This is a genomic window from Paenarthrobacter sp. C1 (assembly GCF_049315185.1).
In the GTDB taxonomy this organism is placed as follows: domain Bacteria; phylum Actinomycetota; class Actinomycetes; order Actinomycetales; family Micrococcaceae; genus Arthrobacter; species Arthrobacter nicotinovorans.
Genome location: NZ_CP186052.1, coordinates 3,616,265 through 3,636,952 on the forward strand (window position 1 = coordinate 3,616,265; position 20,688 = coordinate 3,636,952).

Below are 20,688 nucleotides of genomic sequence, written 5' to 3' on the forward strand. Positions count from 1 at the left end.
ACCGGACAGGGTCGCCGACTGGCAACCCTGCCGTACCCCCGACGCCCCAAAGCCTCGGGGCACTCATCTGCTTACCCTTGGCGGCATCAATGAGCCGCCTGAATTGGCAAAGGACCATTCACTGATGAATAAAACACGCTTTACTGTCACGGGGACTGCCCTTGCGGCCCTGATCGCGCTGGCCGGCTGCGCATCGACCCCCGGCTCCGATTCGATGCCCGGCATGGATCACGGGATGTCGGGACCCTCGGCCAGCCCTTCACCAGGCAACGGCTCCGCGGGCAGCTCTGATACAGCCCACAACGCAGCGGATGTCATGTTCGCCCAGATGATGATTCCGCACCACGCACAGGCCGTGGAAATGTCGGACGCGATCCTGGCCAAGAAGGATATTCCTGCGTCGGTGACGCAGTTGGCCGTTCAGATCAAGGCGGCCCAGGCACCCGAAATCCAGAAGATGACGGCCTGGCTGGAGGGCTGGAACATGCCCGTCATGGCGTCCTCCGGGCACGCAGGACACGGTATGGACGGCATGCTGAGCGAGGCCGAACTCCAGAAGCTCAAGGACGCCCAAGGTACGGTAGCGGCCAAGCTCTACCTGACCCAGATGATCACTCATCATGAAGGTGCGGTGGCCATGGCCAAGACCGAGATCGCTCAGGGCAAATATCCGGAGGCAATCCAGCTGGGACGCGACATCGTGACGTCGCAGGAGCGGGAGATCCAGGACATGAAGGGGCTGCTGGCCGGTCTCTAACGCGCGGTAACGTCAACGCCCGACGGCGGGAGGCCGCCGTCGGGCGTTCCGAACAACAACGCTCTCGGAGTTAGCGCGAGCTGCCTGCCAGCAGACCCCTGCGCTGCAGGAGGCGCTTCTCGATCGGCCCGAACACCAGGAGCTCGATCAGGATGCCCACGAACAGGATCAACAGGATCGCGGCCATGACGATAGCCATATCGGACAACGCGCGGCCCTGGTCAAGGAGCGAGCCCAGGCCGAAGCCGATGGTGCCACCCACAGCAATGATTTCGGCGGCCATCAGTGAGCGCCAGGAGAAGGCCCACCCTTGCTTCAAGCCACCGATGTACCCGGGAAGGGCCGCGGGAAGGACGATCTGCAGCGCCATCTGGAGCCGGTTCGCACCAAGGACGGTTCCAACGCTGCGGTACTGCGGCGGGATCTGGTCGACGCCGGAGATGAGCCCGTTGATGATGGACGGGATGGCGCCCATGAGGACCACAAAGTACACGGTTGCGTCCGTCAAACCGAACCAGATGATGGCGGCGGGAACCCAGGCCACTGACGGCAACACCTGAAGACCGGAAATCAGCGGACCGAAGGCACGCCGCAGAGGCGCAACCTGGGCAAGCAGCAAGCCCACGGGCGTGGCGACGACGACCGAGATCAGGAAGCCAACCAAGCCGCGCTGCAACGAAGTCCACACGGATTCCTGGACTTTGCCCTCACTCCACAGGACCACAAGCTGGTTGAGCACATCGAGAGGACCGGGAACCTGGTCACGGCGCTTGAGGCCCAGCGACACGTAGAACTGCCAGGCGAGGATGAGGACCACCAGCGCCACGACGGGGAGGAGGACACGCTTCCAGTCGATGCCTCGCTTGCTCCCGACGTCTGACTGGAGGTTGTCCAAACCTGCTTCGAGGTCGCGGAGATCCGAGGCATTGCCCTTCAGCGACGGCGACGTGATGTGTTCTTTGGATTCAGTCACGGGAAGGGTCCGCTCTTCGGTGGTGATGGGGTTACTTGGCATGGCGGCGGATCTCCTCGCGAAGGCGTCGGGTAATGACACCGGTCAACTCCCCGGCACGGCCGGCGTCGGTCCGGTGTTCCTCGGTGACTTCCCATTCGGCCACCACACGACCCGGACGCGACGAAAGCAACAGCACGCGCTGGCCCAGGCGAACGGCTTCACGGACGTTGTGGGTCACGAACACGATGGTCCGGCCGGTTTCCTTCCAGATGCGCTCAAGCTCATCGTGGAGGAGGTCCCGGGTGATGGCGTCCAAGGCGGCAAAAGGCTCGTCCATCAGCAGCAGTTGCCGGTCCTGTGCCAGTGAACGCGCCAAGGCCACGCGCTGCCGCATGCCGCCGGAGAGCTCGTGGGGACGCTTGTCCCCCGCGCCGCCCAAGTGCACGAGTTCCAGCAGTTCGTTGGCGCGTTCCCGACGTCCCGCCTTGGTGCTGGACTTGTCGGCCAACTGCAGCGCAAGCTCGATGTTTCCCCGCGCGGTCAACCACGGGAACAAGGACGCGTCCTGGAACATGAAGGCGGCACCATCGCTGGGTACTTCAAGAGCGCCCGACGTCGGCTTCTCCAGTCCCGCCATGATGTTCAGCAGGGTGGACTTGCCGCAGCCGGACGCGCCGAGGAGGGCAACAAACTCGCCCTGCGCGATGGTGGCGTTGACGTCGTCCAGCACCGGGGCGCCGTCGCCGAAGCGTTTGCCCAGGTTCTCGAGTACGACTGGCATGGTCCCGTCCTTCGTGTTGATTGGTAGAGCTGATGTGCCTAAGGGCCGGTCCGCTCCCCATGAGAATCGCATGGGGAAGCGGACCAGCCCGTTACTGCTTAGTCCTGGCCAAGACCCGCGGCGGAAGTCTTCTTGCCTTCAACCTCGTTCAAGGTGCGGAGGTCGAAGATGCCGTTGATGTCGGCGGTCTTGGTGGTACCCGCGTCCACGCCGTCCTGGAGCAGCTTCTTGTACGTCCCGGCGAGCGGGTCAGTGGTGAACTTGATGTTCTGCAAAGCACGCTCAATGACATTCGCCGGAAGTGGCTTGCCTGCCGTGTCCTTGAGGACTGCGTTGATGGTGGTGGCCTTCTCTTCAGCCGAGGCCGAATTGAGCCAGTTCACGGATTCCACGTGGCCCTTGAGGAGTGCCTTGACGGTTTCCGGGTGTTCGGCGGCGAACTTCTTGTTCACGATCAGGATGGTGGTGGTGAAGTCACCGTTCTCCCAGAGGTCCTTCTCGTCAACCAGGACCTTCGCTCCTGCTTCGAGGACCAAACGGGAGGCCCACGGCTCAGGCAACCACGCGCCGTCGAGCTTTCCGTCCTGGAAGAGCTTCAGCGACTGGGCGTTTTCGGTCGGGTTGATGTTGACGTCGCCGCTGCCGTCCGTGTTGGTCTTGAATCCCTGGTGACCCAACCAGGCGCGCAGTGCAACGTCCTGGGTACCGCCGAGCTGGGGCGTGCTGAGGACCTTGCCCTTGAGGTCGGCTGCGGAGTTGATCTCCGGCTTGACCACGAGCTGGGCGCCGCCGGATGCTGCGCCGGCGATGATGCTGATGGACTCGCCGTTGCTCTTGACGAAGGAGTTGATGGCCGGGTTCGGGCCGATGTAGGTGGCGTCGATGGCTCCGGCGTTCAGGGCTTCGATGGCGGCGGGGCCGGCGTTGAAGATCTGGGTGGTGAGCTTGGTGTCGCCGAGGTTCTTGGCGAAGATGCCCTTGCTGGTACCGACCAGGGCCGGACCGTGCGTGACGTTGCTGAAGTAGCCGAGCTTGAGCTCCGCCGCGGGTGTGGTGGCGGGGGCCGGCGCAGCCTGGTTGCTGTTGGAAACTGCGGAGGCCACTGCCGCGCCTGCACCGATCAGCAGCACGAGGCCGACGGCCAGGGCGATCTCGATGGTGCGGCGGCGCTTGGGCTTGGGTGCGGTCTCACCGGCGACGATGCGGGTGGTACCGGAATCGGGTTTCTGTGACTCGGGTGTGTTTGCCATGGGGGGTCCTTATGAGAAGTGGGATGCGAAAGGGGGCGAAGATCAGGCCCCGTGACATCGCCCGTGTTGGGCAAGGAAGGACCATTCCGGAGAGGTCATGCCTTCACAGTAGGGACTGTCATATTTCCGCTTCAATCCCGCAGAAACCAAGGTTCACGAAGGTTCACGTGGCGTCATATTCGCCGCAAGCTCTTCAATGTCGCGCGGAGTTGTGCGGCAGCAGCCACCTATGAGATGGGCTCCACGATGCCGCCAGTCCGCAGCGTTGCCCGCCAGCGTGCCGCCGCCCTGGACACCCTGGGACGGTCCCCACGTTTTCGTCACGGCATCGTAGGTCTCACCCGAATTCGGGTACGCCACGAGTGGTTTGCCGGAGGCCTGCTGAAGGTTGCCCAGCGCATCCGACACCAGTTCCAGCGGCACGCAGTTAATGCCGACGGCGGCCACGCGCGGTTCCGCGCTGAGCAGCGCAGCCACCTGCTCCAGCGGCGTTCCGTCACTGATGTGGCCGCTGTCCCGCAGCGTAAACGTAAACCAGGCTTCGACGTCGAACTCCGCCACGAGCGCCAACAGCGCCTCTGCTTCGGCGTACGACGGCAGCGTCTCACAGGCCAGGAAATCCGCGCCGGCCGCTACCAGCGCCGCGATCCGTGGCCGGTGGAAATCCTGGAATTCCGCGGCGGAAAGCGTGTAATCGCCCCGGTACTCGGAGCCGTCGGCAAGGTAGGCGCCGTACGGTCCAACGGATCCGGCTACCAGCATTGGCCCATTCGCAGAACCCTCCGCCAAGGCTTCCTGTCGCGCCTCATCGGCCAAGCGGACGCTCAATGCCACCAGTTCCAATGACTCCGGAACGGAAAGCCCGCGCCGCGCGAAGCCCTGTGGGGTCGCCTGGTAGCTGGCTGTGATGGCTACGGAGGCACCGGCGTCGAAGTAGTCGCGGTGGACCTGTTTGATCAGGTGCGGCTGTTCCAGCAGGACCTTGGCAGACCACAGGGCATCTTCCAGATCGCAGCCGTGGGCTTCCAGTTCGGTGGCCAGCGCTCCGTCCAGGACCAGGTCTGTGCCTGCCTCAAGGAGGGTGCTGAGTGTGGTGTTCTGTGGCATGGGTCCTTCCCCGGTAAAAGAAAACCGCAGCTTGTTCGTCGGTCACGCCTTACAACGTGAGGGTCGCGAACAAGCTGCGGTTTGTGACTACGTATGACCCTAAATGACGTAACGTTCGTCCTCGTGGTCGCCCGGGTGGTCCTTGACCAGACCGGCGGCCAGCGTGTTGCCGTCAATGGGGTCGATCACCAGGAATGCGCCGGTGCGGCGGTGGTGCAGGTAATTTTCCAACGGCAAAGCAGCGGCGAGCCGAAGCTGGGCATGCCCGATGTCGTTCAGTTCCAAGGTGCTGGTGGGCTCTACGGTGAAGGTAGCCAGGTCCAGCTTGCCGGTGACGTTGCGGACCAGGGCCTGGACCGTGCGCGTACCGTGCTTCACCAGGACCTTCTGGCCTTCGCGCAGCGGCTTCGGTGACAGCCAGGCCAACGATGCGTAGAGGTCGGCGGAGCTTTCGCGGACAGTCCCGGCAGCGGCGATGGTGTCACCACGGGCGATGTCGATCTCGTCAGCCAAGCGGACGGCCACGGACTGTGGTGCCGCAGCTTCCTCCAACGACTGGCCGGCGAAGTCGATGCCGACCACCGTGGTGATGCGCGGTTCGTGGCCGGGGCTGATGACGGACACTTCGTCGCCTACCTTCACGGAGCCTTCCGTGATCTGGCCTGCGTAGGCCCGGTAATCGCGGTAGGCCTCTACGTCGAGCCCGCCAGCCACAGCATCAGGAGCCAAGGCCCCCTGCGGACGGATGACCAGTTGTACCGGGAAGCGGAAGCTCTCCAGTTCGGCTTCGAGCTCATCGGCGGCCGGAAGGGTTTCGAGGACCTCCAGCAGCGCAGGGCCGGTGTACCAGGGGGTACGGTCCGAGCGGTCCACTACGTTGTCGCCATCCAGGGCGGACACCGGAACCACGAAAAGATCGGTCACCCCGCCCGCATTCGAATCGTCACGACCAAGGCCAAGCTCACGGCCGACCTTCTGCACATCAGCCTCGATGTCGCGGAACACCTGCTCGCTGAAGTCCACCAGGTCGATCTTGTTGACCGCCACGATGACGTGGGCAACGCGCAACAACTGCAGCACGGAGAGGTGCCGGCGGGTCTGCTCCAGCACACCCTTGCGGGCGTCAATGAGCACGACGACGGCATCCGCAGTGGACGCGCCGGTCACCGTGTTCTTGGTGTACTGAACGTGGCCGGGGCAGTCGGCAAGGATAAAGCTGCGGCGGTCCGTTGCGAAGTACCGGTAGGCCACATCGATGGTGATGCCCTGCTCACGCTCGGCGCGCAGGCCGTCTGTCAGGAGGGCGAGGTCGATTCCGCCCTTCTCCCCACCGAAGCCGCGGTCGGCAGAGGTGCGGGCGACGGCGTCGAGCGTGTCGGCAAGGATCGCCTTGGAATCGTGAAGGAGGCGTCCCACCAGAGTGGACTTGCCGTCGTCGACCGATCCGGCAGTGGCGAAACGGAACAGGGTTGTGGGCAGGGCTGTTTCCAGCCCGGCAGCCAATGTTTCGGTGCTCATTTAGAAGTAGCCGTCCTTTTTGCGGTCTTCCATGGCGGCCTCGGAGATGCGGTCATCTGCCCGGGTGGCGCCACGTTCTGTCAGGGTGGAGGCAGCGACTTCAACTACGACGTCGGCCACGGTGCGTGCGTCGGACTCGACCGCACCTGTGCAGGACATGTCGCCCACGGTCCGGTAGCGGACCAGTTTGGTGATGACGTCCTCGTGGGGCAGCGGCTGGGAAACTTCGCCCACTGCACGCCACATGCCGTCGCGGGCGAAGACTTCACGCTCGTGGGCGTAGTACAGGCTGGGAAGTTCGATGTTCTCGCGCTCGATGTAGCGCCAGATGTCCAGCTCGGTCCAGTTGCTGATGGGGAACGCACGGACGTGCTGGCCCACCGTGTGGCGGCCGTTGTACAGGTTCCAGAGTTCGGGACGCTGGTTGCGCGGATCCCACTGGCCGAATTCGTCACGGAGGCTCAGGATGCGCTCCTTGGCGCGGGCCTTGTCCTCGTCGCGACGGCCACCACCGAAAACGGCGTCGAACTTGTTGCGCTGGATCGCGTCCAGCAGCGGGACGGTCTGCAGCGGGTTGCGGGTGCCGTCGGCACGCTCAGCCAGTTCGCCGCGGTCGATGAACTCCTGCACCGAACCGACAACCAGCTTCAAACCGAGGCGCTCAACGGTGCGGTCGCGGAAGTCGATGACCTCCGGAAAGTTGTGGCCGGTATCGACGTGCAGCACCGGGAAAGGGACCTTGCCGGGCCAGAACGCCTTGGTGGCCAGGTGCAGCATAACCACGGAGTCCTTGCCGCCGGAGAACAGCAGCGCAGGCTTCTCGAATTCGGCAACTACCTCACGGATGATGTGAATTGCTTCGGACTCGAGGGTGTCCAGTGAGCTCAGGCGCTCAGCTGAAGGGCCGCCGTGCCCGCTTCGCGATGCCCGCCACGCCGCGGCGGCCCCTTCAGCTTCGCTCTGCAACTGGTTCAACTCGAGGTCCTCGCTGGTTGTTTGAGTGCTCATGTGTGTAGTCCGCATTCTGTCTTGTCGGAACCTGCCCAGCGGCCGGCTCGGGGGTCTTCGCCCGGGGCCACTTTGCGGGTGCAGGGCTGGCAGCCGATGGACGGGTAGCCCTGGCTCAGGAGGGGGTTGACGGGGAGGATGTTGTCCTCGGAGTACTCCAGCAACTGATCGAAGGACCAGTCCACCATCGGGTTCACCTTGACCAGGCCGAAACCTTCATCCCAAGTGACCACCGGTGTGTTGGTGCGGGTGGGGGCTTCATCGCGCCGGACGCCGGTGAACCACACCTCATAGCCGGACAGCGAGCGGCGCAGCGGCTGGACCTTGCGCAACGCGCAGCACTGTGCGGCGTCCCGGGCGAACAGATCCTTGCCCAGCAGGCGGTCCTGCTGTTCCACGGTGTTCTCCGGCAGGACGTCCACGACGTTGACGCGCAGGTTGGCAGCTACTTCGTCGCGGGTCTCGTAGGTTTCCTTGAAGTGGTAGCCGGTTTCGAGGAACAAAACGTCGACGCCGGGAAGCTGGTCCGCGACCATGGCCGGCAGGACGGCGTCGGCCATGGAGCACGCCACGGTGATGGCCGGCAGTTCGAAGTTCCGTGCCACCCAGGCGATTGCCTCCTGAGCCGTGGCGTTCCAGCCAAGCTCCGCGGCACCGGCTTCGGCCAGTGCCTTGAGCTCTTCCGGAGACCGCAGGGTACGCGCTGCCGGAAGCGTTTGGGGATCTGTCATTGGAGGTCTCCTTCATCTGCGGAGTGTGCCCACTCGGCGAAGGTCTGGCCCTCGGCGCCGACGGCGACGAACTTGCGGACCACGCGCTCCACGTAATCGGGCAGGTCTTCCACCGTGACCTTGAGGCCGCGGACGGTGCGTCCCAAACCGGCTTCCTCGCGCTCGTTGTTGGCCAGCCCGCCACCGAGGTGGACCTGGAAACCCGGGGTGGGGTCGCCGTCGGGCGTTGGCAGCATCATGCCCTTCAGGCCGATGTCGGCCGTCTGGATACGTGCGCAGGAGTTCGGGCAGCCGTTGATGTGGAGGGACAGTGCCGAGGGCAGCTGCTTGGTCTCCACGAGGTCGGCCAAGCGGCGTTCCAGCTCGGCGATGGCGGTAGCTGCCGTGACCTTGGTTTCGACGATGGCCAGCTTGCAGAACTCAATGCCCGTGCAGGCAATGGTTCCGCGGCGGAACACGGACGGGCGGGCGGACAGACCCAGGGTGTCCAGTTCAGCGATGAGCGGCTCCACCTGCTCCTTGGCCACGTCCAGGATGACGAGCTTCTGGTGGGGAGTTGTGCGCAGGCGGTAGGAACCGTGCTTTTCCAAGGTGTCGGCCAGCGTCACCAGTGCCTCGCCGGACGTGCGTCCCACGGTGGGGGTCACGCCGATGAAGAACTTGCCGTCCTTCTGCTCGTGCACGCCGATGTGGTCACCCGGGGCGTTGGGCTTGGGCGCGGCAGGGCCGTCCGGAAGCTTGAAGCCAAGGTATTCGTCTTCGAGGATCTGGCGGAACTTGGCCGGACCCCAGTCGTTCATGAGGAACTTCAGGCGGGCCTTGGTGCGCATCCGGCGGTAGCCGTAGTCACGGAAGATGCTGGTGACGCCCAGCCATACTTCAGCGGCGACGTCGGCGGAAACGAACACCCCCAGGCGTTCGGCCAGGCGGGGGTTGGTGGACAGGCCGCCGCCAACCCAGAGGTCGTAGCCGGCGCCAAGCTCAGGGTGGACAACGCCCACCAGGGCGAAGTCGTTGATCTCGTGCACGACGTCCTGGGACGGGTGGCCCGTGATGGCGGTCTTGTATTTACGCGGCAGGTTGGCGAGCTCGGGGTCGCCGATGAAGCGCTCCGCGAGTTCGTGGATGAGCGGCGTGGGATCGATGATCTCGTCCTTGGCGATTCCCGCAACCGGGGAGCCGAGGATGACGCGCGGGACGTCGCCGCAGGCTTCCGTAGTGGACAGGCCGATGCCCTCCAGGCGGCGCCAGATTTCCGGCACATCCTCCACGCGGATCCAGTGCAGCTGGATGTTCTGGCGGTCCGTGAGGTCGGCGGAGCCTCGGGCGAAGTCCACGGAGATCTGGCCGATAACGCGCAACTGCTCGGTGGTGAGCGCACCGCCATCGATGCGGACGCGCAGCATGAAGTACTTGTCTTCGAGCTCGTGCGGCTCCAGGGTGGCGGTCTTGCCGCCGTCGATCCCGGGCTTGCGCTGCGTGTAGAGGCCCCACCAGCGGAAACGGCCATGCAGGTCGGTTCCGTCGATCGAATCGAAGCCTTCCTTGGAGTAGACAGACTCAATCCGCTCACGGACGTTCAGGCCGTTGTCTTCCTGCTTCCAGGTCTCGTTGGCGTTGAGCGGCGCAGTGCCGTCAACCTTCCACTGGCCATGGGGCTTGGCCGCCGGGCGGGTGCGTGCTGGGCGCGAAGGGACTGCGGCGTCAGCGGACGCACCGGCTACAGCTGTATCTGTCATACATCGACTGTAGGTCTGGCCAGATTTCGCCAGCAAAGGTCCGGAAATGTTGAGTCACCTAGGGAAACATTTCGTCACGAACACGCCAGCGGCCTTGTTCCGGACAGCCTGATATGCAGGTCCCCGAAGGGCGGTTTTCCTTGCAAACAAAGGTTAGGAGAGGCTTTCCAACACAGCGTCGTAGCGTTCCAAGGCAATCTCGGCCAGAACCTTCGACGGAAGCAGCGGAGCCGCAACTACGTCGGCACCGGCCTTCGCCAATTGGTCATGGAAGTAGCCGGTGGCCAGCAGGTAGGAGGCAATGAAGACCCTGCCGTGGGAGCCGCTCGGATCGTTGGCGAGTTCGGCACGCAGGGAGGCGACGCCGTCGGGCACGTTGGGCTGGGCGCTGGCACCATAGGCGACCCGCACCTTGTTCGGCAGCAGCTCCCCCAGCAGGCGAGCCTGCTCCTCCGAGTCCACCGATCCGTCCGGCAGCGACGAGCCCGCGGCAGCCAGCAGGACGCCGTCGTTCTCTTCCAGTCCCGAGGCGCGCAGATGAGTGGCCAGCAGTTCGGCAAGCCGGGGATCCGGGCCCAGCGGCCTGGCGGCCACGACTTCGGGCCGGCTCTTGATCGCCTTGGGCACGTCGACCTTGATGTGGAAGCCGGTGGACAGCAGGAGTGGCACGACGACGGCGGCAGTCCCCTCGGGCAGGCCCTCCACCACGCCGGACAACTCGGGTTCCTGGACGTCGACATAGGCCTCCAGGACCTGGAGTCCGGGACGGAGTTCCTCGATCTCGGCCATAACCCGGCGAATGGCCGCCTGGCCCTCAGCGTTGCGGGTTCCGTGGGCGCAAGCGATCAAAACGGGGCTGTTCATGGGAGCTAGCGTAACGTTGAGCCAGCACCTGTTGTGAAGCACGTTAAGAAAGAACCAGTCCACTTGATTTCCATTGACATTGTTCTTCTCTGGCTTGACCTCATCGGCGTGTTCTTTTTCGCGGTTTCCGGGTCGCTGTTGGCCGCCCGGAAGCAGTTCGACTTTGTTGGCTCCATACTGCTTGCCTCCATCGCTGCCTTGGGCGGCGGCGTGATCCGCGACATCGTCATCAATGCCGGGCCTCCCATAGCCTTCACGAATCCCGCCTATCTGGCGCCGCCGCTGCTCGCAGCCATGCTGGTCTACTACCTGTTTTCCTCCGTCCAGCGCTTCACCTCGCTTTTGACGTTGTTCGACGCCGGCGGACTCGCCTTGTTCTGCATTACCGGAACGCTCAAAGCCATCAGTGCCGGCATGAACCCCGTGGCTGCGATCTTGCTGGGTGTGACCACGGGCGTTGGCGGTGGTTTGCTTCGCGACATCACCGCCAACGAGATCCCCACCCTGTTCAACAACCGCGACATCTATGCACTGCCTGCCTTCGTAGGTGCTGGCTTGACCACGTTGATGTGGCATCTGGGGCTCTTCAGCGGGCTCACTGCTTGTGTCATTGCCGGTGTCGTTTTCGCGTTCCGGGTGACGGCCTGGCGACGCAGCTGGTACGTGCCGTTGGCTGTCCGGGGATGGCACCGTGCCGGTACTGGTGGGGGCGCAATTTCGGGTCCCCGGGATTAGCTAGGATAAGAGCATGACTGACATGTTCCTCGAGAAGTTCCGCGCGCTGGTCCCAAAGTATCTCGAGGATGAATGGCAGGAAGAAGACGGCCTCACGCCCGACGAACTGGACGACGCCCTCGCTGAACACTCCTTCACCATCCCGTTGGTCCTTCGCGAGTTCTACCTTGCTATCGGCGGTTGCGAGGACCTCATGGAGGCGTACCACTACTTCTGGGACCCCGAGGAACTTGAAGTCGATGACGAAGGCTTCCTCATGTTCCTTGAGGACGAGGACGAACAGTTCACTTGGGGCTTCCGCACCGCCGACCTCAGCATCCCGGATCCCATCGTCTGGCGCCGCAACAATGCCCGCGGCCAGTGGAAGAGCGAGGAAGGCACGTTCTCCGAGTTCGTCTTCGACATGTTCGAGTGGGCTTTCAACGACGACGAGGACTAGGTCCTTTTTCAGGGCGCCCCCGTGGCTTCCTGACCTTGTTTGAACGACGCGCAGCCCCTATGCAACCTTGATTGATTGCATAGGGGCTGTTTTGCGTTGAAAGAAGGTCACAAAGCCACGGGTTTCCGGGCTTAAACGGAATGGCCCCGGCTCGCTGCAACGTTACGAGTCATACGCTGCACCGAACCGGGACCACAATCTCCGTTCGCATCAGACCCACCGGAGGCATTTAGTGGATCCGTGAATAGCTTATGACAATCCTGTCACAAGCGCAACTCTTGGCGTCAACGTAAATTCAAAGATGCCGTTGCATTTTTACGGCCCGGTGTAGTTATCCACATAGGCCGAAAAGCAGGCTCTGGTGCGTCTCCAACGCCGCAACCATAGCCTGATGGACCTCACCCAATTCCTCCGATCCAGACTCGGCGCGGCCAGAACCGCAGACTTGAAGCGGGCCGGGTTCTCTGAACGAACACTGGCATCGGCGTTGAGCAACGGGGTGATCACCCGATTGCAGCGAGGCGTCTACGTCACCAAAGGAGCAGACCCCGACGTCGTAGCCGCCTTTCGCGCGAATGGCCGCCTGACCTGTATCTCGGCAGCGAGGTTCTACGGCCTTTGGGTACTTCGCGAACCAGAAACTTTGCACTTAAGCTGCGGCAACGGTCTGCCCAACCCGCGGGTTGTTGACCACGCCGGCGTGACCCATCCCCCGCATCCCTATCTACCTGTTGCAGGCGTGGCTGACGTTCTCATTCACGCCCTTCGTTGCCGGCCGGAGCTGGAGTCCCTGGTCATGGTCCAGAGTGCTGTGAGCCAGGCGCTGCTCAGCCCGGATTATCTAAGGTCCAAATTGGCGGGTCCCCGCAATGGCCGGGCGCGGGCTGTTGTGGGGTTGGTCCTTCCCAGGGCGGATTCTTTGCTGGAAGTCCTGGCTCATGTCCACTTCACCAGGGCAGGACTCAGGGTGAAGATGCACGTGCAGCTACCCGGAGTTGGTGAAGTCGACTGCCTGATCAACGATTGCCTGGTGATCGAGCTGGACGGCGGTACCCACTTGGAAGGCAGGCAGGTTAAGAAGGACCAGTACCGGAACAACGCCAGCATGCGTGGCGGGCTGCTGGTTCTCCGCTATTACTACTCCGACGTCGTCCACCATCCGGGGAAGATGGTGGCTGAAGTGCTCATCGTGCTGGGTAACAGGGAAGCCGGGCACTTCGGACCGTCGCGGTGGACACCAAAGTGGGTGCCGGCGTCGTGATTCGACCGTCTGCCGTGGCGACCCGAGCTGCTTTGGAACGAAAACGGCCGCTTTGCAACCCGAAAAGGGTGCAAAGCGGCCGTCAAGCGCCAAAAGCGGGTCAGGAAGCCACGCCCAAGAAGACTTAGCTGCTGCGGTCCACCACTGCGTGGGCGAAGTTGGTCAGTGAATCCTTCACCACACCCTCCGGCAGCGGAGCCAGGGCAGCAACGGCCTCGGCGGACCACTGGCGGGCGATCTTCCAGGACTCGTTCGTGACCGGGTGCTCGCGCAGGCCGGCCACGGCCTCAGCCAGTGCCGAATCGGAGGAGAGGTCACCGTCGATCAGTTCAAGGAGTTCGGCAGCGGAGGTATCCCCTGCGGCAGCATCGCGTCGCAGCAACAGGACGGGCAGAGTGGGTACGCCTTCGCGGAGGTCGGTGCCCGGGGACTTTCCGGACTTGACCTTCACCCCGGTGACATCGATGACGTCGTCAGCCAGCTGGAAGGCGACGCCCACCTTTTCGCCGTACTCCACCAACAGGTCTTCAAATGCCTCATCAGCGCCGGCGAAGATCGCACCCAGCTGGCCGGACGCCGCTACGAGTGAACCGGTCTTGTCGGCGATGACGGACAGGTAGTGCTCTACGGGATCTTCGTCCTCGCGGGGCCCCACGGTTTCGTGCAGCTGGCCAAGGCAGAGGCGTTCGAAGGTGCGCGCCTGGATGCCGAGTGCACGGGAGCCGAGCTCGGAAACCAGGATGGAGGCGCGGGCGAAGATGAGGTCACCGGTAAGGATGGCCACGGAGTTGCCCCAGACCTCGTGGGCGGTGGGAGCTCCACGGCGGAACGGGGCGGAGTCCATCACGTCATCGTGGTAGAGCGTCGCGAGGTGCGTGAGCTCAACAACCACGGCTGCCTGGACAACCTCGGGCCGGGAAGCATCGCCCAGGTGTGCGCACAGCAGGGTGAGCAGCGGACGGATCCGCTTGCCACCGGCTTCCACCAGGTGCCGCGACGTCGCGTCAGCCAGGGGGTCCGAGTTGGAGATGGCTTCGCGAAGCTTCTTCTCCACCCGGGCAAGGTTGTTGGTGATGGCAGGGCCAAGCTCGGCGTCGCCTGCAATGGCAGCAAAACCTGCGGGCAGCTGGAGGCCCGTCGCAATTGCCGTGGTGTTCAAGGAAGGCTCGGTGGAGTCCGGCAAGCCGTGCCCGGCATGCGTCCAGCTGTGTTCGGCAGAGTTCGTCACGGGTTAACCCTAACTAGTTGTTGCGGAAACCGCGGTGTCGGAGCCTGCCGGCGTCACAGCGCGGGCAGAGGAACTGTTGGACGTTGCCGGAACCAGCATCTCGAGGACCCGGATCACGCGGTCTTCGAAGCCCTTCGCGGACGGGTCGGTCAGGTTCGCGAGCATGCGCACTACAAAACGCATCAGCACGGGAATCGGCATACCGGTGCGCAGCGCGAGCTTCATCACCGCGGGCTTGCCAATCAAGGAAGCAAAGAGCCTTCCCAGCGTGAAGTGCGATCCCCACTGGTCCCGCACATAGTCCGCATACCGGGAAAGGTGCGCGTCGGCGTCGTCGACGGTCCACCCGGCTGAAGCCGAGCGGGAGGAGGCGTCGATGATGAACTCAGCGGCGAACCGGGCCGACTCCATTGCGTAGGAAATGCCTTCGCCGTTGAACGGGGACACCATGCCGCCGGCGTCGCCCAGCAGAAGCAGCCCGGGCGAGTAGTGCGGCGTGCGGTTGAAACCCATCGGCAGCGCCGCGCCGCGGATTTCCCCCACCTGGTTTTCAGGGGTGAAACCCCACTCCGAGGGCATACCGGCGGTCCATTCGCGCAGGACCTGCTTGTAGTCGAGCTTGCCGAATTCCTTGGACGAATTCAGGATGCCCAGGCCGACGTTGGACGTGCCGTCGCCGACGCCGAACACCCAACCGTAGCCGGGCAGTGGCTTGCCGGACTTGCCGGGGAGTTCCAGCCAGCCTTCCATCCAGTCGTCTTCATGGCGGGGGGACGTGAAGTAAGTGCGCACGGCGACGCCCAGCGGGCGGTCGTCACGCTTGTGCATACCCAGCGAGACGGCGGTTCGCGTCGAGTTTCCGTCGGCGGCGAGTACGACGTCGGCGTGGAAGTCGCGCGTTTCGCCCGTCTTGCGTCCGGACTCGTCCAGGATTGAAGCGCGGACTCCGATGACACGTCCGTCATCGGCGGTCAGTGCGGACGTGACGCTGTGGCGTTCCAGCACCACCGCACCGGCCGACTCGGCGTGGCGGGCAAGGTCCTCGTCGAAGCCAAGGCGGGTGCGGATCAGTCCGTAGGTGGGGAAATCCGCAACTTCGGGCCAGGGCAACTCGATGGTGCGACCACCGGCGATGAGGCGGAGGCCCTTGTTGCGACGCCACCCTTCCTCAACAGCGTGGGGCAGGCCGAGCTTCTGGATCTCGCGAACAGCCCGCGGGGTGAGGCCATCGCCGCAGACCTTCTCGCGGGGGAACGACGTCTTTTCCAGCACCGTGACGTCGATGCCCGCTTGGGCGAGGTAATACGCGGCTGTGGACCCGGCCGGGCCCGCGCCAACAATCAGTACTTTCACGTCGTCCTAAGTCAGCAGGCAGTACGGAGCTAGCCGGCCTGGTGGCGCGGCTTGATTTGGCGTCGCAGCTTGGCAACGGGAACACTTTCGCGGTGCTCGGCGGGCTTCTGCGCACGGTGCACGGCAACAATGCCACCGCTGAGGTTGCGGTAGGTGATGTCGGTCCAGCCGGCATCGGCGAGCCACTGGGCCAGGTGGTCCTGGTCCGGCCAGGCGCGGATGGACTCAGCGAGGTAGACGTAGGCATCCGGGTTTGACGACACCTTGGTGGCGATGGCCGGCAGGGCGCGCATCAGGTATTCGGTGTAGAGGTTGCGCCACAGGGGAACCACGGGGTGCGAGAACTCGGCAATGACCAGGCGGCCGCCGGGCTTGGTGACGCGCAGCATTTCCTCCAGGGCCTTGCGGGGTTCTACGACATTGCGCAGGCCGAAGGAAATGGTGGAGGCGTCAAAGCTGTTGTCCGCGAAGGGCAGGTTGGTGGCGTCACCGGCGATGAAGTCGATGTCCGGGCGGCGGCGCTTGCCCACTTTGAGCATGCCCAGGGAGAAGTCGCAGGCCACCACGTCCACGCCGGCGTCGGCGTAGGGTTCGCTGGAAGTGCCCGTTCCGGCGGCGAGGTCAAGGACCTTCTGACCCGCTTTCACATCCATGGCGTCCACCACGATCCGGCGCCAGCGCCGGGTCTGTCCCATGGACAGGACGTCATTGACGACGTCGTATTTTGGGGCGACATCATCAAACATCGTCGCAACTTCGTCCGGACGCTTTTCCAAGGATGCTCGGTTCACCCAGTAATTGTCTCAGACATTCAGCAGACTTTGCTTCGCTGTAGAAGTCGGCTCAGGTTCTGGTTGCGCGCGGGAGTACTGTTGTTCCATCATGACGAGCACGCTCCGCACCTTGACAGTCCCCCTCGATGTTGAATCATCCCCAGGGGGGCTGCCGTCGTTTCTGGTGCGGGACGACGTCCTTTGCTGGTCCCGGCGCGAGGCCGGCCTGGTGGGCTACGGCGAGCTGACCCGTTTCAACGCCACCGGCCCGGAGCGCTTCCTTGAGGCTGATATCTGGTGGCGGCACCTGATTCTTGAGGCAGAGATCACGGACCACGTTGAGCTCCCGGGCACGGGTCCCGTGGCTTTCGGCTCGTTTGCCTTCTCCAAAACATCCCCGCACGTGTCCCGCCTGATCCTCCCGGAATTGGTGGTCGGTATCCGCGACGGCCGCGGCTGGGCCACTCAATTGACGTTCGACGACGGCCCCCTCACCGAGGCCGGTGTCCTCGCCGCCGTGGAACGCTGGCTGACCGAACCCAACGGCGACGGCTCAGCGACAGGAGGGTCCGACGTCGAACTCCCACCTGAGGCTGTTGCCGCCAACGGTTCGGCTGGTTATCTCAGCCATGGTTCCCTCAGCGAGGCGAACTGGATGAAGGCGGTTGCCGACGGCGTCGAGGAGATCCGCGCCGGCAAGCTGGAAAAGCTGGTTTTGGCGCGCGACGTCGTTGCCACCCTTCCCGCGGGCGTCAACGCTGCGGAGGTACTTCGCCAACTTGCCGCAAGGTACCGCGAATGCTGGACGTACGGTGTTGATGGCCTGGTGGGCGCGACCCCCGAGATGCTCATCCAGGTGGAGGGCCGCACTGCGCAAGCGCGGGTCCTGGCCGGGACGCTGGATCGCCGGGATGCAGACGGCATGGACGGCTCCCCCATGGAATATGCGGAGCGGGTCCTGGCCGGTTCGGAAAAGCAGCGCCACGAACACGAGATCGCCATTGATTCGCTGACCCGACAGTTGGCACCGTTCTCCGAGGCGATGAACTCCCATAGCGAGCCTTTCATCCTTGAGCTGCCCAACGTGTGGCACCTGGCGTCGGATGTGAAGGCGGAACTGGCCGATATCGAAGGTCACGTGCCGACGTGCCTGGCCTTGATCAACGCGTTGCACCCAACCGCTGCGGTGTGCGGAACCCCCACCTTGGTGGCCGGTGCGTTGATCCGGAAACTCGAACATCTGGACCGCGGCCCCTATGCCGGACCGGTCGGGTGGCTCGACGCTGCAGGCAACGGCGAGTGGGGAATTGCGTTGCGCGGAGCCGTGATCGAGGACGCCAACACCGTGCGGCTTTATGCCGGGTGCGGCATCGTGGAGGGTTCGCAGCCGGAGGCTGAACTGGCCGAGACGTGGGCAAAGTTCCGGCCGATGCTTGAGGCCTTGGGAATCAAGCGCTGAATCTGGGATTCCAGACAGGACCTCGGTTCCGGTGGTTGATAAGTGCGTAAACTAGTTATCTAATAGTGAAACTTCGTTTCCTGTGATGCACATCTCATGTTCGGCGCTACACTAAAACCGACTCAGTTCAGCATCCACCGCAACAAAAGGTAAACAACATGCAGATCTCCCGTTCGGTTCTGTCCGGCACCAAGATTGCCGCCGTGCTCGCAGCCGGCGCACTGGCCCTCACCGCCTGCGGTGGTTCCTCCACTCCCGCAGCCTCGGATGGCTCGGGCTTGAAACTCATCAATGCCGGCAAGCTGACCGTCTGCTCGGATGTGCCCTACGAGCCCTTCGAATTCCAGAAGGACGGCAAGATTGTCGGCTTCGACATGGACATCGCTGCCGAGATCGCAAAGGACATCAAGGCAGAACTCAACGTGGTGGACAGCTCCTTCGAAGCCATCGAGACCGGCACTGCACTGACTGGGTGCGACGTCTCCATCTCCTCGATCTCCATCACTGACGTCCGCAAGAACGTCATGGACTTCTCCAACCCCTACCTCGATGACGACCTGACCCTGGTGGCCACCTCGTCCTCGGGCATCAACAACATTGACGGCGCCAAGGGAAAGAAGGTGGGTGTCCAGCAGGCAACCACCGGCGCCCAGTACGCCAAGGACAAGGGCATCGACGCACAGCAGTTCGAGGACTCCGGCCTCCTGGTCCAGGCCCTCAAGGCCGGCACCATCGACGCAGCCATCGGCAACCAGTCCGTGCTGGGCTACGCCATCAAGGACGATTCCAACCTCAAGCGCGTCGAGGACTACGCGACGGGCGAGAAGCTGGGCATCGCCATCAAGAAGGGCAACACCGCCATGGCTGACGCCGTGAACGGCACCCTGAAGCGCATCACTGATGACGGCTCCCTGAAGAAGTTCCAGACCACCTGGTTCGGCGAAGCCACCAAGTAGTCCGAGCCCCGGCTCTCCCGAGATCCACGCAGGCGGGCCCCGAAACGATACGTTGTTTCGGGGCCCGGCTGCGCAACATGAATGTGAGAACACCATGGCAATGACTGCACGTCAACGAGCCAAAGTCAGTTTGTACGTCCAGGCTGGGATATTCGTTGTGGTCCTGGCCGCAGTAATCCTTGCTGTGGACTGGAAGACGATCGGCACCAGCGTCTTCAACTTCGCCAAAATCGGGCCGATGTTCCCGGATATCTTCCTGGTTGGCCTCAAGAACACCCTTATCTACACGGCGCTGGCCTTCGTGGTGGGCTTGTCGGGCGGCCTCCTGCTGGCCCTCATGAAGCTCTCTTCCTTCCCCCTGTACCGCTGGATCGCCACCGGGTACATCGAGTTCTTCCGCGGCGTCCCTGCCCTGCTGGTCTTCATCGCTTTCGGCTACGGTGTTCCCCTGGCTTTCGGTGTGCAGTGGGACGTCAACATCGTGGTCATGGTTTCCCTGGGCATGGTGGCGTCTGCGTACATCGCTGAAACCCTTCGCGCCGGTCTGCAGGCCGTGCCCAAGGGCCAGATGGAAGCAGCGCGTTCACTGGGTATGCCGCACTGGCGTGCGATGGTCTCGATCGTCATTCCCCAGGCCTTCAAGATCGTCCTCCCCCCGCTGACCAACGAGATCATCCTGCTCACCAAGGACTCCTCGCTGATCTACGTCCTGGGCCTCACGGCGTCCCAGTACGAGCTCACCAAGTTCGGCCGCGACGGCATCTCCAGCCTCGGCGCGGGCCTCACCCCCCTTCTCGTGGCAGGTGCTTTCTACTTGGTCATCACCATCCCCTTGAGCCTCCTTGCCAGGAAGTTCGAAAGCCGCTCCGCGCGGACCAAGCGATAGGCAGGACAGTCATGAATAACTCCACTGGGAGCACGGCCACCGTTCGCGCCGCCGGCGTCAACATCAAAGACCTGCGCAAGTCCTACGGCAGCAACGAGGTCCTCAAGGGCATCTCACTGACCGTGGAACCCGGCCAGGTTGTGTGCCTGATCGGACCATCAGGTTCGGGCAAGTCCACCCTTCTTCGCTGCGTCAACCTGCTGGAACACCCCAACGCCGGCACCATCAACGTGGGCGAGTTCGAAGCGACCGACCCCGACGTGGACCTCAACAAGATGCGCCAAAGCGTGGGCATGGTCTTCCAGCACTTCAACCTGTTCCCGCACCTCAGCGTGCTGGAGAACTGCACAATCTCGCAGATGAAAGTGCTCAAGCGCTCCAAGTCCGAAGCGGCCGACGTTGCGCGCCACAACCTTGAGCGCGTTGGCCTGGGACACTTGGCCGACCGTTTCCCGGACCAGCTCTCCGGTGGCCAGCAGCAGCGCGTGGCCATCGCGCGCGCTTTGTCCATGGATCCGAAGCTCATGCTCTTTGATGAGCCCACCTCTGCACTGGACCCTGAAACCGTGGGCGACGTCCTTGCGGTCATGCGGAAGCTGGCTCAGGAAGGCATGACCATGCTGGTGGTCACCCACGAGATGGGCTTTGCCCGCGAAGTGGCCGACCGCGTGGTCTTCATGGACGCCGGCGTCGTCGTGGAGGAAGGGCCTGCGGAGCACGTCATCAGCGCCCCCACCCAGCCGCGTACCAAGGAATTCCTGCGCCGCGTCCTTGACCCGACGCACATCGGCGTCGAGGAAGCGTAGCTTTTCGCTGGCGCCGCTGGCGCCGTCGGCGCCGCGCATATTGATTGGCGCCACAGAAACGGGAGGGCGACACCCACATTTG

20 protein-coding genes are annotated in these 20,688 nt (G+C 63.6%); 8 read left to right on the plus strand and 12 right to left on the minus strand.

All coding sequences use genetic code 11. The annotated features are described in order from the left end of the window. Nucleotides 1–124 precede the first annotated feature (124 nt). Nucleotides 125–757 carry a DUF305 domain-containing protein gene (locus ACNAOU_RS16945; RefSeq protein ID WP_079580855.1) on the plus strand — a complete coding sequence of 211 codons (633 nt, stop codon included), beginning with the start codon at nt 125–127 and terminating at the stop codon, nt 755–757. A 70-nt stretch (nt 758–827) separates the two neighbouring features. Here the strand turns inward: ACNAOU_RS16945 and ACNAOU_RS16950 are convergent, their stop codons facing one another. The 9 genes from ACNAOU_RS16950 to ACNAOU_RS16990 form a co-directional block, all read right to left on the minus strand. Continuing rightward, on the minus strand, nt 828–1,772 hold the full coding sequence (locus ACNAOU_RS16950) for an ABC transporter permease (protein ID WP_422757296.1): 945 nt from the start codon (nt 1,770–1,772) through the stop codon (nt 828–830). Further along, entirely contained in the window at nt 1,762–2,493 is a 732-nt protein-coding gene (locus ACNAOU_RS16955) for an ABC transporter ATP-binding protein (protein WP_018776825.1), read from the minus strand. Before ACNAOU_RS16955 ends, ACNAOU_RS16950 begins: the two co-directional genes overlap by 11 nt. A 98-nt stretch (nt 2,494–2,591) precedes the next feature. Further along, nucleotides 2,592–3,743 (minus strand): ABC transporter substrate-binding protein, encoded by a 1,152-nt coding sequence (locus ACNAOU_RS16960; protein WP_018776826.1) that lies wholly within the window; start codon nt 3,741–3,743, stop codon nt 2,592–2,594. A 153-nt stretch (nt 3,744–3,896) separates the two neighbouring features. Beyond that, nucleotides 3,897–4,850, minus strand: coding sequence for a homocysteine S-methyltransferase (mmuM, locus tag ACNAOU_RS16965; protein ID WP_422757297.1), 954 nt, complete (start codon nt 4,848–4,850; stop codon nt 3,897–3,899). Between the two features lie 99 nt (nt 4,851–4,949). After that, nucleotides 4,950–6,368, minus strand: a complete 1,419-nt coding sequence (locus tag ACNAOU_RS16970) for a sulfate adenylyltransferase subunit 1 (RefSeq protein WP_018776828.1) — start codon at nt 6,366–6,368, stop codon at nt 4,950–4,952. After that, the gene (gene cysD / locus ACNAOU_RS16975) at nt 6,369–7,376 is read right to left on the minus strand and encodes a sulfate adenylyltransferase subunit CysD (protein WP_018776829.1); all 1,008 of its coding nucleotides are present in this window, start codon (nt 7,374–7,376) and stop codon (nt 6,369–6,371) included. Then, nucleotides 7,373–8,107 carry a phosphoadenylyl-sulfate reductase gene (locus tag ACNAOU_RS16980; protein ID WP_422757298.1) on the minus strand — a complete coding sequence of 245 codons (735 nt, stop codon included), beginning with the start codon at nt 8,105–8,107 and terminating at the stop codon, nt 7,373–7,375. Before ACNAOU_RS16980 ends, cysD begins: the two co-directional genes overlap by 4 nt. Beyond that, nucleotides 8,104–9,846: a nitrite/sulfite reductase gene (locus ACNAOU_RS16985; RefSeq protein WP_039242596.1), complete on the minus strand. Its 1,743-nt coding sequence runs from the start codon at nt 9,844–9,846 to the stop codon at nt 8,104–8,106. The genes ACNAOU_RS16980 and ACNAOU_RS16985 overlap by 4 nt, the downstream gene beginning before the upstream one ends. Before the next feature lie 153 nt (nt 9,847–9,999). Beyond that, nucleotides 10,000–10,773 (minus strand): sirohydrochlorin chelatase, encoded by a 774-nt coding sequence (locus ACNAOU_RS16990; RefSeq protein ID WP_018776832.1) that lies wholly within the window; start codon nt 10,771–10,773, stop codon nt 10,000–10,002. On the opposite strand from ACNAOU_RS16990, the gene ACNAOU_RS16995 reads away from it, so the two are divergent. The 3 genes from ACNAOU_RS16995 to ACNAOU_RS17005 all read left to right on the plus strand — a co-directional run bounded on the left by ACNAOU_RS16995 (nt 10,774) and on the right by ACNAOU_RS17005 (nt 13,145). After that, a complete protein-coding gene (locus ACNAOU_RS16995; protein WP_018776833.1) occupies nt 10,774–11,445 on the plus strand; it encodes a trimeric intracellular cation channel family protein in 672 nt (223 codons plus the stop codon). Between the two features lie 13 nt (nt 11,446–11,458). Beyond that, a complete protein-coding gene (locus tag ACNAOU_RS17000) occupies nt 11,459–11,884 on the plus strand; it encodes a hypothetical protein (protein WP_018776834.1) in 426 nt (141 codons plus the stop codon). A gap of 391 nt (nt 11,885–12,275) precedes the next feature. Beyond that, nucleotides 12,276–13,145 carry a type IV toxin-antitoxin system AbiEi family antitoxin domain-containing protein gene (locus tag ACNAOU_RS17005; RefSeq protein ID WP_354626980.1) on the plus strand — a complete coding sequence of 290 codons (870 nt, stop codon included), beginning with the start codon at nt 12,276–12,278 and terminating at the stop codon, nt 13,143–13,145. A 124-nt stretch (nt 13,146–13,269) separates the two neighbouring features. On the opposite strand, the gene ACNAOU_RS17010 is transcribed toward ACNAOU_RS17005, so the two are convergent. From ACNAOU_RS17010 to ACNAOU_RS17020, 3 genes are read right to left on the minus strand one after another with little or no spacing between them, the layout of a single operon-like run. Next, nucleotides 13,270–14,373, minus strand: coding sequence for a polyprenyl synthetase family protein (locus ACNAOU_RS17010; protein WP_018776836.1), 1,104 nt, complete (start codon nt 14,371–14,373; stop codon nt 13,270–13,272). 9 nt (nt 14,374–14,382) lie between these two features. After that, nucleotides 14,383–15,726 carry a geranylgeranyl reductase family protein gene (locus ACNAOU_RS17015; RefSeq protein WP_189075311.1) on the minus strand — a complete coding sequence of 448 codons (1,344 nt, stop codon included), beginning with the start codon at nt 15,724–15,726 and terminating at the stop codon, nt 14,383–14,385. A 29-nt stretch (nt 15,727–15,755) separates the two neighbouring features. Then, on the minus strand, nt 15,756–16,517 hold the full coding sequence (locus tag ACNAOU_RS17020) for a demethylmenaquinone methyltransferase (protein ID WP_026267031.1): 762 nt from the start codon (nt 16,515–16,517) through the stop codon (nt 15,756–15,758). 91 nt (nt 16,518–16,608) lie between these two features. Here ACNAOU_RS17020 and ACNAOU_RS17025 point away from each other — a divergent pair, with 91 nt between their 5' ends. The 4 genes from ACNAOU_RS17025 to ACNAOU_RS17040 all read left to right on the plus strand — a co-directional run bounded on the left by ACNAOU_RS17025 (nt 16,609) and on the right by ACNAOU_RS17040 (nt 20,606). Further along, nucleotides 16,609–17,958 (plus strand): isochorismate synthase, encoded by a 1,350-nt coding sequence (locus ACNAOU_RS17025; RefSeq protein ID WP_026267032.1) that lies wholly within the window; start codon nt 16,609–16,611, stop codon nt 17,956–17,958. Nucleotides 17,959–18,116: 158 nt separating this feature from the next. Next, nucleotides 18,117–18,914 carry an ABC transporter substrate-binding protein gene (locus ACNAOU_RS17030; RefSeq protein WP_018776840.1) on the plus strand — a complete coding sequence of 266 codons (798 nt, stop codon included), beginning with the start codon at nt 18,117–18,119 and terminating at the stop codon, nt 18,912–18,914. 94 nt (nt 18,915–19,008) lie between these two features. Further along, nucleotides 19,009–19,800 (plus strand): amino acid ABC transporter permease, encoded by a 792-nt coding sequence (locus ACNAOU_RS17035; RefSeq protein WP_018776841.1) that lies wholly within the window; start codon nt 19,009–19,011, stop codon nt 19,798–19,800. An 11-nt stretch (nt 19,801–19,811) separates the two neighbouring features. Next, complete coding sequence (locus tag ACNAOU_RS17040) at nt 19,812–20,606, plus strand: amino acid ABC transporter ATP-binding protein (protein WP_018776842.1); 795 nt, start codon at nt 19,812–19,814, stop codon at nt 20,604–20,606. Nucleotides 20,607–20,688 lie beyond the last annotated feature (82 nt).

Coding starts and splice junctions, on each gene's coding strand:
- ACNAOU_RS17005 (WP_354626980.1), top strand. CDS start 12,276: ATGGACCTCACCCAATTCCTCCGATCCAGACTCGGCGCGGCCAGAACC.
- ACNAOU_RS17035 (WP_018776841.1), top strand. CDS start 19,009: ATGGCAATGACTGCACGTCAACGAGCCAAAGTCAGTTTGTACGTCCAG.
- ACNAOU_RS16980 (WP_422757298.1), bottom strand. CDS start 8,107: ATGACAGATCCCCAAACGCTTCCGGCAGCGCGTACCCTGCGGTCTCCG.
- ACNAOU_RS16970 (WP_018776828.1), bottom strand. CDS start 6,368: ATGAGCACCGAAACATTGGCTGCCGGGCTGGAAACAGCCCTGCCCACA.
- ACNAOU_RS16950 (WP_422757296.1), bottom strand. CDS start 1,772: ATGCCAAGTAACCCCATCACCACCGAAGAGCGGACCCTTCCCGTGACT.
- mmuM (WP_422757297.1), bottom strand. CDS start 4,850: ATGCCACAGAACACCACACTCAGCACCCTCCTTGAGGCAGGCACAGAC.
- ACNAOU_RS16945 (WP_079580855.1), top strand. CDS start 125: ATGAATAAAACACGCTTTACTGTCACGGGGACTGCCCTTGCGGCCCTG.
- ACNAOU_RS16985 (WP_039242596.1), bottom strand. CDS start 9,846: ATGACAGATACAGCTGTAGCCGGTGCGTCCGCTGACGCCGCAGTCCCT.
- ACNAOU_RS17025 (WP_026267032.1), top strand. CDS start 16,609: ATGACGAGCACGCTCCGCACCTTGACAGTCCCCCTCGATGTTGAATCA.
- ACNAOU_RS17030 (WP_018776840.1), top strand. CDS start 18,117: ATGCAGATCTCCCGTTCGGTTCTGTCCGGCACCAAGATTGCCGCCGTG.
- cysD (WP_018776829.1), bottom strand. CDS start 7,376: ATGAGCACTCAAACAACCAGCGAGGACCTCGAGTTGAACCAGTTGCAG.
- ACNAOU_RS17040 (WP_018776842.1), top strand. CDS start 19,812: ATGAATAACTCCACTGGGAGCACGGCCACCGTTCGCGCCGCCGGCGTC.
- ACNAOU_RS16955 (WP_018776825.1), bottom strand. CDS start 2,493: ATGCCAGTCGTACTCGAGAACCTGGGCAAACGCTTCGGCGACGGCGCC.
- ACNAOU_RS17000 (WP_018776834.1), top strand. CDS start 11,459: ATGACTGACATGTTCCTCGAGAAGTTCCGCGCGCTGGTCCCAAAGTAT.
- ACNAOU_RS16960 (WP_018776826.1), bottom strand. CDS start 3,743: ATGGCAAACACACCCGAGTCACAGAAACCCGATTCCGGTACCACCCGC.